The organism is Peribacillus sp. FSL K6-5616 (assembly GCF_038008245.1).
GTDB classification, from domain to species: domain Bacteria; phylum Bacillota; class Bacilli; order Bacillales; family DSM-1321; genus Peribacillus; species Peribacillus frigoritolerans.
Genome location: NZ_JBBOYT010000001.1, coordinates 2711136 through 2726866, shown reverse-complemented (window position 1 = coordinate 2726866; position 15731 = coordinate 2711136). Strand labels below are relative to the sequence as shown.

The window sequence follows — 15731 nt, the reverse complement described above, 5'->3', positions numbered from 1 at the left end:
TAAAGACCAGTCAGGGAGTGGATATTGATGACTAAGTTTTATTCGGATATGACAGTGGAGGAAGCAATATCATGTTTCCCGATAGGAAGCACTGAAGTGGAAGTTTTGGATGATTCAGAGGATTTCATCGGATTTTTGACTATAGAGGCGTTATCTGCGGCAGTGCAGCAGAGTGATTTGACGAAGCCCATTTCTCATTTCATTACGGTTAATGCACCGCTGCAAAATTTACGGAATTATTCAATACCATATGATCAATTTCAAGCATTCTTTGAGAGTGATTTATGCAGGGTTGTTTTTAATGCTCTATATGATGGAGTGTATATCACGGATGGTGATGGAACGACATTATTTATCAATCAAGCTTATCAACGTATTACTGGAATAAGAGAAGAGGAAATCATCGGAAAACCGATGAGTTATTTAATTGAGCAAGGTATGATATCCGTTTCGGCTTCATTGGATTCCATTCGAACGAAGAATCAAGTTACTTTGACACAAAGAATTCGAAATGGAAGGAAGATTATCGTATCGGCCACACCTATTCTATCGCCACAGAATGAAGTCATATTTGTCATAAATAGTGTCAGGGATATTACTGAATTAATCCGGATGAAGTATACGATTGACAGCCAAAAGTTATCTTTCCAACCTATTTCCCAATTATTGCCTGGCTCGGAACAGGTGAATTTACAGGAAATAATCATTGGTCCTTCTACAACTCCTTTATTCAAACTTGCTGATAAAGTAGCAAAAACGGATGCGAAGATCTTGTTGCAGGGGGAAACGGGAGTAGGGAAGAGTTTAATCGCCAAGTACATACATGCCAAAAGCTCCAGGAAGGAAAAGATTTTCCTTGAATTAAATTGCGGAGCCATTCCAGCGAACTTGGTGGAATCTGAACTTTTTGGATATGAACCAGGGGCATTTACTGGATCCCTTAAGAATGGAAAAATGGGGATTTTTGAGAAAGTGAATGGTGGCACGTTATTTTTGGACGAAATTGGGGATTTACCTTTAGAGTTACAGGTGAAACTTTTGAAAGTGGTAGAAGAAAACAAGTTTATGAGAGTGGGTTCTACCGAAATGAAAGAAGTGGATGTCAGGTTAATTACAGCCACCCATCGCGATCTTCCCTCCCTGGTGCAAGAAGGATCCTTCCGCGAAGATCTTTATTACCGGCTTAATATCGTTTCCTTTGAAGTCCCTCCTTTACGCCAAAGAAAGGAAGAAACGATCCCGCTTTTAGAAATGTATTTGAAAAAATTCAATGAAAAATATAATGAGAAGAAAAAGATGACACCGGAATGCTATGAATGGCTGACGAACTATTCGTGGCCTGGCAATATACGTGAGCTTGCGAGTCTTGCAGAGCGGCTGGTCGTCACGACATATGATGATACGATTGATTTGTCTAATTTACCATCTTTCATCCAGCCGGTCTTATCAAAAAAAACGACAACACATTCTTTGAAGGAAGCCGTTTCCGAGCTGGAGCGTTCCCTGATATTGAATGCGATGAAGAAGTATGGGACTACAAGGGCCGCTGCCATCTCTTTGGATATCAGTCAAAGCGCTTTGGTGCAAAAAATGAAAAAATTTCACATGCGATTAGAAAACGAATCGAATTAGTTTATTTGATTTGTTTTCCACTCATCATTGATCCTGTTACCCATGAAAAAAAGGTTATCTCCCTTATGAATTAAGCGTTTTCAAACTTTGGCATGATTCCTGCAATAGTAAATACATGAAAGGGGAGATAACCATGAATATTTCTATTTTTTCTATGGCTAACAAATTGGTGACAGGAGCAGATTCTTTACAGCAGCTGACTGATGAGGTTACGCGATTAGGGATGAAGAATCCGTTGATCGTTACAGATAAAGTTTTAGTGGGTGCCGGGGTTGTACAAAGGGTTGAGGATTTACTTTCATCAGCATACGGTATTTTCTCGGATGTGAATCCGGAACCGGAAATTGAAATCGTTGAGCATTGTGTACGGACAATCAAGGACGGAAAACATGATGGACTGATTGCGGTAGGCGGTGGAAGTGCGATGGATATTGCGAAAGCCTCTTCCGTCATGGCTACGAATTCTGGCTGCATCGAGACCTATTTCGGTACGAACTTGATTGAAGTCCCAGGTCTACCTTTAATAGCCATACCGACGACGGCAGGAACCGGGTCAGAAGTGACGAATATTTCAATTTTATCGGACAAGAAAGAACAGGTTAAGAAGGGAATTGTAAGTCCGTATCTTTTACCGGATGTAGCGATTGTATCGCCCGTCATGACGCTGACTTGCCCGCCAAGTGTGACTGCTGCGAGTGGAGTGGATGCACTTGTTCATGCGGTCGAGGCTTATATTTCCAAATTTGCTTCGCCCGTTACGGATGCTTTGGCAATTGGGGCCATGAAGTTAATCGCAAAAAATTTACCTAAGGCTTATGCTGCGCCAGATAATCTGGAAGCACGGGAAGCGATGATCACTGGAAGCCTAATGGCAGGGTTAGCTTTTGGCAATGCGGGTGTTGGAGCTGTTCATGCCTTGGCTTATCCGCTTGGAGGCCGCTTCCATTTATCACATGGAGTCAGCAATTCATTATTACTGCCATTTGTCATGAAGTGGAATAAAATTGCATGTTTGGAAAGGTTTCGCGACATTGCTGAAGCACTTGGAGAGAAAGTCAATCATTTAAATGATGATGAGGCAGCGGATAAAGCTATAGAAGCGATGACCAGAATATGTCGCTATGTTGATATACCACAGTCACTAAGTGAATTTGATATTCCTGAATCGGCTTTAAGTGAAATGGCTTCCGAGGCCATCAAACAAGTCCGTTTACTTCGCAATAATCCCCGTGCTTTAAACGTTCGGGATATCGAAAAAATATATCGTTCAGCCTATGGCTTTTAAGTGGAGGAAACAATATGAAATGGAAAAAACGCCGCTACGGAGAAGAGACATCGTATATACCTGCGGGACCTTTTAAGATTAGACTGCCATTTGTCCATTATCGTTTTGAGTGGCCTGACTACGTTCAAGGATTATTGATGTGTGCAGTTGACCTTGGAGCGATTACGCTGCTTGCAGACCATCTCGGTATGCCTTTTGATGTGGCTCTAGCCGTCGTTATCTTGAATGGATTATTATACTTGGCACATCATTTACTCGGGGACCCGGTTATACCAGGTTGGATTACACCTGCGGTTCCATTGCTTGTATTGTTCGTCGGGCAATTTCCGGAGGGGCCTGATCGGGTCTATGCACTCGTTGCGTTTCAATTAACATTAGGTATTTTATCGATATTGCTAGGAATGACCGGACTTGCCAGTAAGGTCGTGCGACTAGTGCCGAATGCAATCAAATCAGGCATTATTTTAGGGGCGGGTATTGGTGCTGTCGTTTCCATTTTTGAAGTGGGTGGAAAGTTTGATTTATTTCCTTATACAATTAGCATTTGTATCGGCTTTGCTTTTTATCTGCTGTTTTCGAAAAGTTTTGGAAAATTGAAAATGCGTAATAAAGTTTGGGTATTCATAGGGAATTTAGGGATATTGCCGGCAATTTTGCTCGCGGTCTTTGTAGCACCAATTTTTGGAGAAGCAAAATGGCCTGATATCCAATGGGGATTCAGCAGTCCGGATTTTGCTACGCTTTGGTCAGACTATACTGTTTTCGGTTTAGGTTTTCCTGCCTTGACCTTCTTTTTAAGTGCGATTCCAGCTGTATTTGCTACTTATTTAGTCGTATTCGGTGATGTGCTCAAAACAAAAGCGCTGCTTTCTGAATCCGATGAGGTCAGGGAAGATGAAAAAGTGGACTATAATCCAAACAGAGCCCATTTAATTTTTGGCGGCCGAAATGTGATCATGAGTTTTATCGGACCTGATATAACAATGTGCGGTCCGTTGTGGGCAGCCATGCAGGTCGTGGTTGTGGAACGGTTCAAGAATGGCAAGAAAGCCATGAATTCTTTCTTCGGCGGTGCCGGCTCGTTCCGTTGGGGTACGAATACAGGGTTGTTCTTATTGCCGGTAGTCAGCCTGGTGGAACCCATTCTCGGTGTCGCCTTGGCCTTGACGCTTTTGGTTCAAGGATATGTTAGCGTACGCGTAGGCGTGATGCAGGCGAAGAGCCAACGCGACCTCGGAATTGCAGGTATCGTTGCTGCCATCCTTGTCATAAAAGGTGCTGGCATGGCGTTTGCTGCAGGAATTCTATTATGTGCCCTATTATATGGCAAGGACTTTTTCAAAGGAGAGAATGATAAGACTTTTACAGATCATGGAGAAGAAGAGGAGAGTAAAGCATCATGAAAAAAGTAGTGGAAAAATGGCCAATTTATATAAACGGCGAATCTATTCATACAGAAAGTCATTTTGTAGTGGAAAACCCAGCAACATTGGAGCCTGTGGGCTATGTTCCGGACGCTAACGAAAAAGAGGCAAAGGCTGCTGTGGATGCAGCTCAAGCTGCTTTTCTGACTTGGTCGAAAACGAGTGCATACCATAGGGCGGAATTACTTGAGAAGTGGTATACAATCATTGAGAACAGGCTGGATGAAATCGCAACGATCATGACCCTGGAACAAGGAAAGCCATTGGCAGAGGCAAAAGGTGAAATGAAGTATGCCTCAAGTTTCGTGAAATGGTACGCTGAAGAAGCAAAGCGCAACTATGGGGAAATCATACCAGCCTCCGTTGCATCAAAGCGTATTTTAGTGCAAAAGCAGGCAGTCGGTGTCATTGCTGCCATTACCCCGTGGAATTTTCCTGCTGCCATGATCACGAGAAAAGTGGCGCCTGCTCTTGCTGCGGGATGTACCGTGGTCATCAAACCCGCGGAACAAACGCCTTTGACCGCTTTGCTATTGGTTGAAAGTGCTCATGAAGCGGGCATTCCGGCTGGTGTAATAAATATTGTAACTACACAAAAACCGGGAGATGTATCAGACGTGTGGATGAATGATTCACGTGTTAAGAAGATCACATTTACCGGCTCCACTCCAGTAGGGAAACATCTAATGAAAAAGGCGGCAGAAACAGTGAAAAAAGTCTCGCTTGAACTCGGTGGATTGGCTCCGTTCATCATTGCTGAGGATGCGAATATCGAAGAAGCAGTAAATGGTTTGATTCAATCGAAATTCAGGAATGCTGGACAAACATGTATTTGTGCGAACAGGATATTCGTCCATGAGACAATTGAACAGCCGTTTTTACAAGCTTTCGAAGAAGCCGTTTTAACTTTGAAGGTTGGAAATGGAATGGAAGGAGCCGATCTTGGTCCATTGATAGATGGAGCTGCAGTTAAAAAGGTTCGGCTTCAATTGGAGGATGCTGCAAGTAAGGGCGCCACAATCCATAACACTTCAAAAGTCGATGAAAAACAAGGCCATTTCATAGCACCAGCCATACTTTCCAATGTAACCGATGATATGCTGTGCATGCAGGAAGAAACGTTTGGGCCAATTGCGCCAGTCAGTACATTCAAAACCGATCAAGAAGCGATAGATCGAGCCAATAACACGAATTTTGGCTTGGCAGCCTATGTGTATACCGAGTCACTTAATAAGGCGGTTGCCTACTCGGATGCTCTTGAATATGGGATTGTCGGTATTAATGACAGTGCCCCATCCACTGCCCAAGCGCCATTTGGAGGCATGAAGGAAAGCGGTATAGGCAGGGAAGGGGGACACTACGGCATGGATGAATATTTAGAAGTGAAGTATGTCTCCATGCAGCTTGGCCAGTAACAAAACAGAAGGGGCCGCCATGATTCTTAAGGCAAAAAAAGAGTGGAAGGCACATCAATTATCGATGTGCCTTCCACTCTTTTTCAATGGTTAAAATGCATTTTTACGTCCCTTCAGATAGGAAGGAGGAAAGGTCATGTTTCCAAGGATGACATCGGAGTCAGCACCGGTAGCCTTGGGAACGTTACTTGTATGACCATGGAAAGTCTCATTTGCAAGTAATGCAAAAGCCACCGCTTCTTTCGCTTCAGAAGAGTATCCCAACTCTTCTTGAGTCAAAACTCGAATAGAATTTCCAAGCAGTGATTGAATCATGTTTAATAACGTTTTGTTATAGCTGCCACCGCCGCCAATGATCACTTCTTCAATACTGGTTTTTGGAAAGATGAAATTTCGATAGTTTTCCACAATGGACTTTGCTGTAAACATCGTTACTGTTGCCAAAATATCTTGGTTCGGAACCGATTCAAACCTCTTTAATAGTTTTACTACATATTGCTTTCCAAACAATTCCCTACCCGTTGATTTAGGCGGAGGGCTCATAATATAAGGATGACTGATACAATAAGATAAAAGTCCGTCATTAATTTGCCCTTGTTTAGCTATGTTTCCACCTTCGTCATAGCTTATATTGAACAATTGGCGGCATACTTCATCAATGATCATATTCCCAGGACCTGTATCAAAAGCGTACATGTCATCCAGAGATGCTTGCTTGGGTAAGACCGTTACATTTCCAATGCCACCTATGTTTTGAAGTAATCGTCCCTTTGCTTCACTTCTATAAAGAATGTATTCGGTAAAAGGAACAAGTGGAGCTCCTTGTCCACCAGCAGCCATATCCATCGTCCGGAAATTAGAGATGACAAGTGTGTTTGTATCGTGAGCAATTACTGCAGCTTCCCCAATTTGCAAAGTGGAGGGTATATAATTTTGTTCTTGTAAAGGCTGGTGGTAAATGGTTTGGCCATGGGATCCAATAAGATCCAGTTTATTAATGGGAAATCCAGCTTTATGACAAACTTCCTTTACGGCTTTGGCAAATAATTTCCCTAATTTAAAATTCAAACTGCATATTAACTGCACATTGGATGTATCTGCAGATAAAGACTGCATAATTTCTTTTTCAATTTCTTTTGGAAACGGGCATGTCATGAACTCAATCATTTCCATTTCAGTCTCGAGTCCACTATTATTCACCCGAATAAGTGCGGCATCAATTCCATCCAGTGATGTTCCGGACATTAATCCAACTATGTACATCGTCATTCCACCTACTTCAATTCTTTTATCATCCTGATATAGCATAATATGCAACAGTTTATGCTATTAAGATAAAACCTTTTCCAATATATTGTTTATGGATGCTTTACTTCCATTGTTCACTGAGAAGCGCCTCTTAAACTATAATTCTATTTCTTGAAGGTCATTTTACTTTTATATCAATCTGTTTAGTTTGTTTGCTTTCATTGTGGGTGCGGTCCAATGCTGTCACAACATATGTGTAAGTCTTTCCTTTTTCTACACTGCCGTCATTAAACAATTGACTTGTATTTTCTTTATGCACTGTGGCAAGTAAGTTCGTTGAATCTTCAATGTTTCCTTTTTTCTTCCCATCAAAACGATAAATGGCATAATAGGTTGCATCTGATTGCTTATGATCTTGAATTTCGAATTGTATCCCATCTCCTGATTGTGTGGCCTTGCTCACCTTTGGGGCCTTTGGTGCATGATCATCAATCCAAGGCATGGCTGGAACCAATGCGGGATGCTTATAAATATCCTCGCTTAAGCGATCCGCTATCCCAAGGGGGTTTTTCCGTAAATCCTTGGCACTGAAATGCATGCTTCCATCAAATTCCTTATATGTTCGATTCAGTTTTAACTGGTTTGGCATTTCTTCAGGGTTGAACCAGTTTTGCACACCATTTGACTCTGTATTAATTTTATAGTCTCCCTGTCCAATATAGAGTTGAACATTTTTACCTGCGACTTCTTTTGTCCACCAATCCAGAAGTTTGGCATAGTCAGCTACTGGCAATCCTATATTCCAATATAATTGAGGGGCAATATAATCAATGTATCCATTATTGATCCATGTTCGGGTATCTGCATATAAATCATCATAATTCGTTTGTCCCGCGGCAGTGTCAGATCCTGTGGGATCAACTGCTTTGTTGCGCCAAACACCAAATGGACTTATACCAAACTTCACATATGATTTTTCTGCCTTGATTTCTTCATTTATATTTTTAACAAGATTATTTACATTATCCCTGCGCCAATCTTCAACATTTGTAAATCTATCTGCTCCATATTTTTGATAGGAAATATCATCTGGGAAAGGTACTCCTGCAATCTTGTAAGGATAGAAATAATCGTCCATATGGACTGCATCGATATCATAATTCTTAACAACTTCCAATATTCCATCGATCACAAACCGTTGTACGCCAGGGATGCCTGGGTCAAAGTACAATTGCTGTCCATATGGTATGACCCAATCCGGATGCTTTCTAGCAGGATGAGATTCTGGAAGATTATCAATATCCGCTATTTCAGCTGTTTTACCTAAAGGCATCGTAATGCGGTACGGATTAAACCACGCATGGAACTCCATATTACGCTCATGTGCCGCTTCTACCATGAATGCAAGAGGGTCATACCCAGGATCTTTTCCTTGGACCCCTGTTAAATATTTTGACCAAAGACCGTATTCAGAAGGATAAAAAGCATCCGCAGTGGGTTTGATTTGCATAACGACAGCATTCATCCCCATCGCTTTTTGTTCATCCAAATATTTTATGAATTCTTCTTTCTGTGCTGATATGGATAAACCAGGTTTGGACGGCCAGTCAATATTTAACACACTTGCAATCCAAGTTGCCCGCAGTTCCTGTTTTACATAAGTAGTTGCTTGCGGGATTGTCCCTGATTCTGCATTTGCATTCAAATCAGCTGGAAGGAGAAGTGATCCTCCCACCAAAGCGGCTAGTGCCAATGAACCGAATTTTTTCTTTGTAATTCTTTCATACATCAATAGTACAACCTCATTTCATTACTAATATTTATATTTAATTATTTGTAAGCGTTAACAAATAATGAATATATGTATTTATCACCTATGAAAACTGAGATAAAATCCAACAATAAAAAAAATCGTAGGTTTGGTTCACGAAATGGCCACTCGGCTCACTTTTAATTTTTAGCAGAAAGATAACAATCATTAGTTACCTTACTTTTATTTTAAAATTAATTTTTAAAAATGTATACACAATATTGAAATTAATTTTTAATAGTGATATAGTCTCTTTAGCTAATAAAGTTTCACCACTTTCACCACTGAAATAAAAAAGGATGATATGTATGCTAGAGCATTTAACGACAGAGAGTCGCAATGAAAAGACCATGAGTTTAGATGAAATGGGAACTCTTGAATTTTTAGAAGTGATGAACGAAGAAGACATTAAAGTTGCCCATTGTGTAAAAAAAGAACTTCCGCAAATTTCTAAAGCTGTGGAGATGATCGTTGAAGCCATGAATAAAAACGGCAGATTAATTTACATGGGTGCGGGAACAAGCGGGCGCATCGGTTTATTGGATGCAGTAGAATGTCCCCCAACATTCAATACCGATCCGAGTGAAGTAGTGGGTCTCATAGCTGGTGGGGAAAAGGCTTTCATTAAGGCGGTTGAAGGTGCTGAAGACAGTTTTGAATTAGGTCCAGAAGATTTGAAAAAAATCGAATTGACAAACAGGGACGTCGTAGTGGGCATTGCAGCTAGTGGACGCACTCCATATGTTATTGCTGGATTGGAATATGCCAATCAAGTTGGTGCAGGAACTGTGTCGATAAGCTGTAACAAAGGTTCCGAAATAGGTAAGATTGCAAAAGTTGCGATTGAAGTTGTAAATGGGCCTGAAGTCCTGACGGGTTCTACACGTTTAAAAGCTGGAACATCGCAAAAGTTAGTATGCAATATGCTTTCCACCGCCTCAATGGTTGGAGTTGGAAAAGTTTATGGGAATTTAATGGTAGATTTACAGTTAACTAATGAAAAGCTGGTTGAACGTGCAAAACGTATTATCATGGATGCTACTGACTGTAGCTATGAAATTGCAGATGAATTTTTAGAAAAGGCACATGCCCAGCCTAAAATTGCAATTGTCATGATATTAACGAATGTATCATATGAAGAAGCCTCAAATCGTTTAGTGAAAGCACAAGGATTCATAAGAAAAACGATTTAACGCTTTTTATAAAAAAATAAAAAATTGGAGGAACAAACAATGAAGGTATTATTCGTATGTTCAGGTGGAATGTCCAGTGCAATCGTTGTAAGCGCTTTAAAAAAGGAAGGGGAAAAACAGGGTATAAACATAGAAGTATTGGCGGTCGGCACTCAAGAATTCGATGCAGAAGTACGAAATGGCTGGGATGTTGCAATGGTAGCTCCGCAAGTCAAACATCGTTTCGATGGCTTTAAGGCTTCTGCAGATGAAGCGGGCGTCCCATGTGAAGCCATTCCAGCCCAAGCCTACAGCCCTCTTGGCGGACCTAAACTATTAAAACTGGTAACGGAACTAGCAAAATAATAACTAATTACAATTTCTTATCACTAAACGTAAAAGGGGAAAACACGAATGGACAAGTTTGTAGCTTTTTTAGAAAATAATCTTTCAACACCTATGGCTAAACTGTCTGAGCAAAAGCATTTACGCGCAATTCGGGATGGTGTGGTTTCCGCGTTACCATTCATCATCTTTGGCAGTTTATTCTTGATCATTGCATTTCCGCCCGTTGCAGCAGATACTGCATTAGGTGAATGGTCTGCAAAACATATAGCTGAAATTTTAATTCCATATCGATTAACGATGTTTATCATGACGCTATATATTACTTTTGGTATAGGCTACAGCTTATCTCAAAGCTATAAACTTGATCCGTTATCTGGAGGTTTACTATCATTGGCAGCCTTCCTGTTCACAATTGGTGTAGAGATGATGGATGATGTGGGGTTTGTTTTGCCAATGACAAATCTCGGAGGCCATGGCCTTTTTGTAGGAATGCTTGTATCCATTTTTGCTGTCGAAATTCTACGTTTTTGTAAAACAAAAAATATCACGATTAAAATGCCGGATTCTGTTCCAACTTCAGTAGCCCGTTCATTTGAAGCATTAATACCAGTTTCAATTGTCCTGCTTGTCATGACTTTAATTACAGTCGTTTTTGCTGTTGATTTACATTCACTTGTTGATAAAGCGGTTGCACCACTCATCAGTGCTGGCGATACATTGCCAGGTGTATTAATTCCAGTATTTTTGATTACATTCTTCTGGTCATTTGGTATTCATGGCGTATCAGTGGTAGGTGCCGTAGCCCGTCCGGTATGGGAAGTATACTTGGGGAATAACTCGGCAGCAGTTGCAGCTGGAAAGGCAATTCCCCACATAGCTCCTGAAACATTCTTCCAATGGTTTATTTGGATTGGTGGATCTGGTGCAACATTGGGATTAGTAATAGCCATGCTCTTAACCGCGAAGTCCAGCTATAGTAAAGCAATGGGGAAAGCAACAATTGTGCCGAGCCTTTTTAACATCAATGAACCTGTTATCTTTGGGATGCCGATTGTACTGAACCCGGTACTGATTATTCCATTCATCATTACACCGCTGATTGGAGCAACACTTGCATATATAGCAACGTCCATCGGCCTTGTGAACCCGACATATGTAATGGTTCCCTGGACATTGCCCGCTCCAATAGGTGCCTACCTTTCAACGGGCGGTGATTGGAGAGCCATTGTTCTCGTGATGGTGAATTTAACCATTTCGGTCCTTATATATCTGCCATTCTTTAAGATGTACGATAAAAAGCTTTTAGCACAGGAAAACATGGTAGAAACAACGGATAATAAAAATATCGCTTTATAAGGAATGCCTAAAAGGGAGTTTGGGACTAATGCTCCAAACTCCTTTTATAAATTGAGAGGGGGAAAGGACATGAATTCAACATCCAGGATTCACTTTTTTAGTTACAAAAGTGCCTTTCTATTTTTTGGCTTCATTCTTGTCTTTATTAGCGGTAAGTGCACTGGTTTGTTATGCAATAATCTATAAATGAATGAAGGATCCAGATTAGCTTACGATGAGGTGTTGGGGAAATGGAAATGAAAAAAGGGCTGAAGATTGCCACAATCGGTGGAGGCTCCAGTTATACGCCAGAATTAATAGAAGGATTTATAAAACGATATGATGAGTTGCCTATTAGGGAACTGTGGTTAGTGGATATTGAGGCAGGAAAAGAAAAACTGGAGATTGTAGGAACCTTGGCAAAACGGATGGTTGAAAAAGCAGGACTTCCAATGGAAGTACATCTAACGTTAGACCGCCGTCAAGCCTTGCAAGATGCTGATTTTGTCACAACTCAAATGAGAGTGGGTTTACTTGATGCACGAATCAAGGACGAGAGGATCCCGTTGGAATTAGGATTAATTGGTCAAGAAACAAATGGAGCAGGAGGATTGTCCAAGGCATTACGAACGATACCCATACTTCTGGAAATTGCAGAAGAAATGGAGGAGCTCTGCCCTGATGCATGGTTAATTAACTTCACAAATCCAGCGGGGATGGTAACGGAAGCCCTGCTCCGCTACAGTAAGCATAAAAAAGTCATTGGAGTATGCAATGTTCCATTTAATATGCATATGTCTATTTCTAGCATGCTTGGTGTCGATATGAAGAGAGTGCATATAGATTTCGCCGGGTTAAACCACATGGTATTCGGGATGCATGTGTTCGTTGATAATCAAGAGGTAACAGATAAAGTGCTTGAAATGCTTGGCAATCCTGAAATTCAGCTGACGATGAAGAATATAGCCCCATTGGCATGGAACAGAAGGTTTTTGAAATCTTTAGGAGTGGTGCCTTGCCCGTACCATCGGTATTATTACAAAACAAAAACGATTTTAGAAGAAGAGTTGGAAGCATTCAAATCAGGGAAAACCCGAGCTGAAATTGTGAAAAAATTAGAAGAAGGTTTATTTGACCTATACAAGGATGAAACCCTTGACATCAAGCCTCCACAACTAGAGCAGCGCGGTGGAGCTTACTATAGTGATGCAGCATGTAACGTCATTTCTTCTATTTATAATGATAAAAAAGACATTCAAGTGCTAAATGTACAAAACAAAGGATCGCTTACTGATATTGATTATGATTCAGCAGTCGAAGTAAGCTGTATCGTCACCAAGAATGGACCAATTCCTATGGCTATGGGTAAATTACCCGTACAAGTGCATGGCTTGATTCAACAAATCAAATCATTTGAGAGAATTGGTGCTGAGGCAGCCGTTACAGGTTCTTATGATAAAGCGTTATTGGCTTTAACCATCAACCCACTCATCCCAAGTGATGACCTGGCGGAAATGGTTTTACAAAAACTTTTAAAAGCGCATGAAGAATACTTACCGCGATTCTTCAGTGAAAGTGCTGTTCCGAACATCAAGTGAATGGTGTTTTAAGCAGTGAATCTGGATTACGGTAATCCAATGAACCTTCATAATCTAACATAAAATGGGAGTGTAATGATATGTCAACTGAACTGAACAATAACGAAATGGAAATTTTTGAAATAATATCACATAGTGGAAATGCAAGAGGATTAGCATTCGAAGCACTGAAAGAAGCGGAAGAATTTAATTTTGAAAAGGCAGAGGAACTAATTAAACAAGGCCAGGAAGAATTGAACATGGCCCATAAGACACAAACCAAGCTCATTCAAGCAGAATTGAATGGAGTTCCAAGTGAGAAAACTTTATTGATGATTCATGCTCAAGATCACTTGATGACTGCAATGAGCGAACAAAAACTAATAGAACACATGATTCGCATAGTAAAAAAGCTAGCCCCACAACAGTAAAGAGGTGATTAAAAATGGGTAAACTCGGTATATCTATCTATCCAGAGCATTCAACCGTTGAAAAAGACATGGAATACATTGCACTTGCACACAAATATGGCTTCAAAAAGATCTTTACTTGCTTGCTTTCTGTCGAAGGAGACAAAGAGAAGATTTTAAAAGAATTTAAAGAAACGATTCATTATGCCAATCAATTGAATATGGAAGTGATGGTCGATATTGCTCCCCGAGTATTCGGTTCACTGGGCATTTCTTATGATGACTTATTATTTTTTGCAGAATTAGGTGCGTATGGAATCAGGCTGGACATGGGTTTTACAGGCAACGAAGAGTCGATCATGACACATAATCCATATGATCTAAAAATTGAAATAAACATGAGTAATGCAACGAAGTATCTAGAAAATATCATGGATTACAAACCAAATAAAGAAAATTTAGTTGGATCGCACAACTTCTATCCCCATCGCTATGCAGGATTGAGCTATCCGCATTTCATTAAATGCTGTGAGTCATTCAAAAAGCATAATATCCGCACGGCAGCTTTCATCAGCTCACATGCAGCAACGTACGGACCTTGGCCTATAATGGAAGGATTATGTACATTGGAAATGCACCGGGAATTACCGATTACAACACAAGCGAAACATTTGTATGCAACAGGATTGATTGATGATGTAATCATAGCAAATGCTTACGCATCTGAAGATGAATTGAAACAGCTTAGCTCGGTAAACAGCGGTCTGTTAACATTTAATGTGAACCTACACGAAACCATAACAGCTTTGGAGAAAAAAATAGTATTGGAAGAATTCCATTTTTACCGTGGAGATGTTTCCGATTATCTGATTCGCTCGACTCAATCACGCGTGAAATATAAGAGCGAAGAATTTAAACCAACATATACGCCTGATATTAGACGCGGTGATATTTTAATTGAAAACGAGCTCTATGGACAATATAAAGGGGAATTGCAGATTGCATTGAAGGAAATGAAGAATTCGGGGAAAACGAATGTAGTTGGCCGAATAGCAGAAGAGGAAATTTTTCTCCTCGATTATTTGGAACCATGGGGGAAATTCCAATTCAATATTAATGGATCAGGGAAGGAACGGTGATATTCCTTCCTTTTTTACTGAATAGGAGAATGACATGAATTATATTATCGGTGTTGACGGCGGAGGGACCAAAACTGAAGCAGTGGCTTATGATATGGATGGTAATAAAATTAGTGAAGGCAGAGCGGGGTTTGGAAACCTGCTTATTAATGAAAAACAAGCCACCGCTAACATTATACAGGCAATTGAACAAAGCATGACTCCTATTGATGATGGCAGCTGCCTATACATTTGTTTAGGATTAGCCGGGTATGGAGGAGTTGAAAATCCGCAGGGCATAAAAAGTGCATTAAGCAAGGCATTTAAGGCCCCGTTCACCATTGTAAATGATGCAATTATCGCTCATGCTGCTTTGCTAAAAGGAAATGATGGCATTTTGACCATATCCGGAACGGGATCTGTAAGTATCGGCATCCATGAAGGAATCGAGAAATCGGCTGGTGGATGGGGACACATTCTTGGGGATGAAGGAAGTGGCTATTGGATCGCCATGCAGGCTTTTATAAGAATGACGAAAGAAGAGGATGAGGGGTATGAATATAGCCATTTAACCGAGTCGATACTGAAAAAACTTGGCTATCTTAGTGTAATGGAACTGAAGAAATTCATTTATTCTGCCACGAAATCCGAGATTGCGGCGTTTGTTCCCCAAATAGTCCAACATGCGGAGAAGGGTGATGGCTTCTCGCAAAATATTCTGAATCAGGCCGGGTACCACCTTGCAAAACAAACGCTTGAGGTTATCAAGAAGTTAAAGTTGTGTGAGAATGTTACAATTGCATTAAAAGGTAGCATATTGACAAATATACCATTGGTGCAAAACTCATTCATCAATCATATTAAACTTGAAAACCCAAATGTAAAATTCGTTTTAGAAGACGTATCAGCTACCTTGGGTTGTTACTACATAGCAATGAAGCATTTAAAGTAAGTAAA

General features: G+C 40.6%; 13 protein-coding genes. 11 read left to right on the top strand and 2 right to left on the bottom strand.

Going from position 1 to position 15731, the window contains the following annotated elements; genetic code table 11:
- Positions 1–27 precede the first annotated feature (27 nt).
- The 4 genes from MHB45_RS13000 (at position 28) to MHB45_RS12985 (ending at position 5756) form a co-directional block, all read left to right on the top strand.
- On the top strand, positions 28–1632 hold the full coding sequence (locus tag MHB45_RS13000; protein ID WP_072273971.1) for a sigma-54 interaction domain-containing protein: 1605 nt from the start codon (positions 28–30) through the stop codon (positions 1630–1632).
- Between the two features lie 133 nt (positions 1633–1765).
- Positions 1766–2917 carry an iron-containing alcohol dehydrogenase gene (locus tag MHB45_RS12995; protein ID WP_202186395.1) on the top strand — a complete coding sequence of 384 codons (1152 nt, stop codon included), beginning with the start codon at positions 1766–1768 and terminating at the stop codon, positions 2915–2917.
- 14 nt (positions 2918–2931) lie between these two features.
- Positions 2932–4320: a solute carrier family 23 protein gene (locus MHB45_RS12990; RefSeq protein WP_072273973.1), complete on the top strand. Its 1389-nt coding sequence runs from the start codon at positions 2932–2934 to the stop codon at positions 4318–4320.
- On the top strand, positions 4317–5756 hold the full coding sequence (locus MHB45_RS12985; protein ID WP_072273974.1) for an NAD-dependent succinate-semialdehyde dehydrogenase: 1440 nt from the start codon (positions 4317–4319) through the stop codon (positions 5754–5756). The genes MHB45_RS12990 and MHB45_RS12985 overlap by 4 nt, the downstream gene beginning before the upstream one ends.
- Before the next feature lie 90 nt (positions 5757–5846).
- On the opposite strand, the gene anmK is transcribed toward MHB45_RS12985, so the two are convergent.
- Together anmK and MHB45_RS12975 are read right to left on the bottom strand one after the other, a co-directional pair.
- Entirely contained in the window at positions 5847–7019 is a 1173-nt protein-coding gene (anmK, locus tag MHB45_RS12980) for an anhydro-N-acetylmuramic acid kinase AnmK (RefSeq protein ID WP_072273975.1), read from the bottom strand.
- A 163-nt stretch (positions 7020–7182) separates the two neighbouring features.
- Positions 7183–8793 carry a glycoside hydrolase family 10 protein gene (locus tag MHB45_RS12975; RefSeq protein WP_072273976.1) on the bottom strand — a complete coding sequence of 537 codons (1611 nt, stop codon included), beginning with the start codon at positions 8791–8793 and terminating at the stop codon, positions 7183–7185.
- Between the two features lie 329 nt (positions 8794–9122).
- Here MHB45_RS12975 and murQ point away from each other — a divergent pair, with 329 nt between their 5' ends.
- The 7 genes from murQ (at position 9123) to MHB45_RS12940 (ending at position 15726) form a co-directional block, all read left to right on the top strand.
- Entirely contained in the window at positions 9123–10007 is an 885-nt protein-coding gene (gene murQ / locus MHB45_RS12970; protein WP_072273977.1) for an N-acetylmuramic acid 6-phosphate etherase, read from the top strand.
- 39 nt (positions 10008–10046) lie between these two features.
- Complete coding sequence (locus MHB45_RS12965; protein WP_034307721.1) at positions 10047–10352, top strand: PTS sugar transporter subunit IIB; 306 nt, start codon at positions 10047–10049, stop codon at positions 10350–10352.
- A gap of 48 nt (positions 10353–10400) precedes the next feature.
- Positions 10401–11690: a PTS sugar transporter subunit IIC gene (locus tag MHB45_RS12960; RefSeq protein WP_048683650.1), complete on the top strand. Its 1290-nt coding sequence runs from the start codon at positions 10401–10403 to the stop codon at positions 11688–11690.
- Between the two features lie 230 nt (positions 11691–11920).
- A complete protein-coding gene (locus MHB45_RS12955) occupies positions 11921–13267 on the top strand; it encodes a 6-phospho-beta-glucosidase (RefSeq protein ID WP_081088812.1) in 1347 nt (448 codons plus the stop codon).
- An 80-nt stretch (positions 13268–13347) separates the two neighbouring features.
- Positions 13348–13677 carry a PTS lactose/cellobiose transporter subunit IIA gene (locus tag MHB45_RS12950; RefSeq protein WP_034307713.1) on the top strand — a complete coding sequence of 110 codons (330 nt, stop codon included), beginning with the start codon at positions 13348–13350 and terminating at the stop codon, positions 13675–13677.
- Between the two features lie 14 nt (positions 13678–13691).
- Complete coding sequence (locus tag MHB45_RS12945) at positions 13692–14795, top strand: DUF871 domain-containing protein (protein WP_048683647.1); 1104 nt, start codon at positions 13692–13694, stop codon at positions 14793–14795.
- A 34-nt stretch (positions 14796–14829) separates the two neighbouring features.
- Positions 14830–15726, top strand: a complete 897-nt coding sequence (locus MHB45_RS12940; RefSeq protein WP_072273978.1) for an N-acetylglucosamine kinase — start codon at positions 14830–14832, stop codon at positions 15724–15726.
- Positions 15727–15731: the final 5 nt, after the last annotated feature.

Bases quoted from the DNA above. Each gene is read 5' to 3' on its own strand.
- MHB45_RS13000 (WP_072273971.1), top strand. From the start codon at position 28: ATGACTAAGTTTTATTCGGATATGACAGTGGAGGAAGCAATATCATGT.
- MHB45_RS12995 (WP_202186395.1), top strand. From the start codon at position 1,766: ATGAATATTTCTATTTTTTCTATGGCTAACAAATTGGTGACAGGAGCA.
- MHB45_RS12990 (WP_072273973.1), top strand. From the start codon at position 2,932: ATGAAATGGAAAAAACGCCGCTACGGAGAAGAGACATCGTATATACCT.
- MHB45_RS12985 (WP_072273974.1), top strand. From the start codon at position 4,317: ATGAAAAAAGTAGTGGAAAAATGGCCAATTTATATAAACGGCGAATCT.
- anmK (WP_072273975.1), bottom strand. From the start codon at position 7,019: ATGTACATAGTTGGATTAATGTCCGGAACATCACTGGATGGAATTGAT.
- MHB45_RS12975 (WP_072273976.1), bottom strand. From the start codon at position 8,793: ATGTATGAAAGAATTACAAAGAAAAAATTCGGTTCATTGGCACTAGCC.
- murQ (WP_072273977.1), top strand. From the start codon at position 9,123: ATGCTAGAGCATTTAACGACAGAGAGTCGCAATGAAAAGACCATGAGT.
- MHB45_RS12965 (WP_034307721.1), top strand. From the start codon at position 10,047: ATGAAGGTATTATTCGTATGTTCAGGTGGAATGTCCAGTGCAATCGTT.
- MHB45_RS12960 (WP_048683650.1), top strand. From the start codon at position 10,401: ATGGACAAGTTTGTAGCTTTTTTAGAAAATAATCTTTCAACACCTATG.
- MHB45_RS12955 (WP_081088812.1), top strand. From the start codon at position 11,921: ATGGAAATGAAAAAAGGGCTGAAGATTGCCACAATCGGTGGAGGCTCC.
- MHB45_RS12950 (WP_034307713.1), top strand. From the start codon at position 13,348: ATGTCAACTGAACTGAACAATAACGAAATGGAAATTTTTGAAATAATA.
- MHB45_RS12945 (WP_048683647.1), top strand. From the start codon at position 13,692: ATGGGTAAACTCGGTATATCTATCTATCCAGAGCATTCAACCGTTGAA.
- MHB45_RS12940 (WP_072273978.1), top strand. From the start codon at position 14,830: ATGAATTATATTATCGGTGTTGACGGCGGAGGGACCAAAACTGAAGCA.